The organism is Polaromonas sp. (assembly GCF_018780625.1).
Taxonomy (GTDB): domain Bacteria; phylum Pseudomonadota; class Gammaproteobacteria; order Burkholderiales; family Burkholderiaceae_C; genus Polaromonas.
The window spans coordinates 5,299-6,640 of the sequence record NZ_JADMJK010000110.1 but is presented as its reverse complement, the minus strand read 5'-3'; the positions used below and the strand labels follow the sequence as shown (position 1 = coordinate 6,640).

The 1,342-nt window shown below is 64.0% G+C and carries 2 protein-coding genes; one reads left to right on the top strand and one right to left on the bottom strand.

What is annotated here, in order from left to right; all coding sequences use genetic code 11:
- A partial coding sequence (locus tag IV091_RS09750; RefSeq protein WP_293468130.1) for a class II glutamine amidotransferase occupies positions 1–702 on the top strand: 702 nt, incomplete at its 5' end.
- A gap of 9 nt (positions 703–711) precedes the next feature.
- On the opposite strand, the gene IV091_RS09745 is transcribed toward IV091_RS09750, so the two are convergent.
- Positions 712–1,242, bottom strand: a complete 531-nt coding sequence (locus IV091_RS09745; protein ID WP_293468128.1) for a hypothetical protein — start codon at positions 1,240–1,242, stop codon at positions 712–714.
- Positions 1,243–1,342: the final 100 nt, after the last annotated feature.

The following is a 1,342-nucleotide window of genomic DNA, read 5'->3' as shown; positions in this document are numbered from 1 at the left end:
GCCGACGGCTGGGGCATTGCGTTTTTTGAAGGCGACAGCAGCAAGGGCAGCACCGGCGGCGACAAGGGGCTGCGCCACTTCATCGACCACCTGCCGGCCTGCGCGTCGCCCGTGGCCGAGCTGATTCGCAGCTACCCGATCAAGAGCCGCAACGTCATTGCCCACATCCGCAAGGCCACGCAAGGCCAGGTCGCGCTGGAGAACTGCCACCCCTTTGTGCGCGAACTGTGGGGCCGCTACTGGGTGTTTGCGCACAACGGCGACCTGAAAGACTTCGCGCCCCGGCTGCACGGCAGCTTCCGGCCCGTGGGCAACACCGACAGCGAACGGGCTTTTTGCTGGATCATGCAGGAGCTGGCCAAATCCCATGCGGACGTGCCCAGCGTGCAGGAACTGAGCCTCACGCTGCGCGAACTGGCCGCGCAGATTGCCATGCATGGCACCTTCAATTTCCTGCTCAGCAACGGGCAGGCACTGTGGGCCCACGCCTCGACCAGCCTGGTCTACGTGGAGCGCCGCCACCCGTTTGCCCACGCCACGCTGAGCGACGAAGACGTGAGCGTCAACTTTGCCGAGCACGCCGCACCCAGCGACCAGGTGGCCGTGGTGGTAACCGCGCCGCTGACCACGAACGAGCAATGGACGGCGTTTGCACCCGGCGAACTCAAGGTGTTTGTGGACGGCGCGCTGCAGCCGTTTTAATGGGGTGCTTCACAGCACCTGGAACAGTTTCTGGCGCAGTTCCGGCAGGCGCTTGGCGCCAACGCCGAGGGAGGCCATGGTCTCGGCCCATACCGGGTAAACCTGGCGCAAGTCGTCGGCCGTACGGGCGGAAAAGATGGCCTCGATCAGGGTCAGGCGCATGTTCTGGCCAAACATGGTGTTGATGGTGTTGGTCATGAAGTTGCGCGCCATCTCTATGTCCTTGGCGCTGCGCGCGGAAGCCTGGGGCAGGCCGGACAACTCCGCAGCGCCCGCTGGTGCTGGGGCGGCCACCGGCGCGGCTTCAGCGACCGCCAGCGCTTCAATACAGCCTTGTGCCAGCAACTGGCCCAGAATGTCGACCGCGTCATGGCCCGAGGCAAAGGCCGCCAGCTCCTTGCCGCTGCGTTTTCCATCCACCAGCACCAGCAGACGGCGTGTCATCGGCGGCAAGCCCAGTGCGCGGTTCTGGATTTCCTGAATACCCGCTGCCGTCTTGGCAAACGTGGCGGCCGCAAGGTCTGGAGATAAATCGGTCATGGAGGAAGTCGGTTCATGCGAGATGGCGTTGCAAGGAATGGATAAGCGAGCATTTTGCTGATTTCCATCTGCGCCCGCAAGTCGGGTAAACACCGGCAAG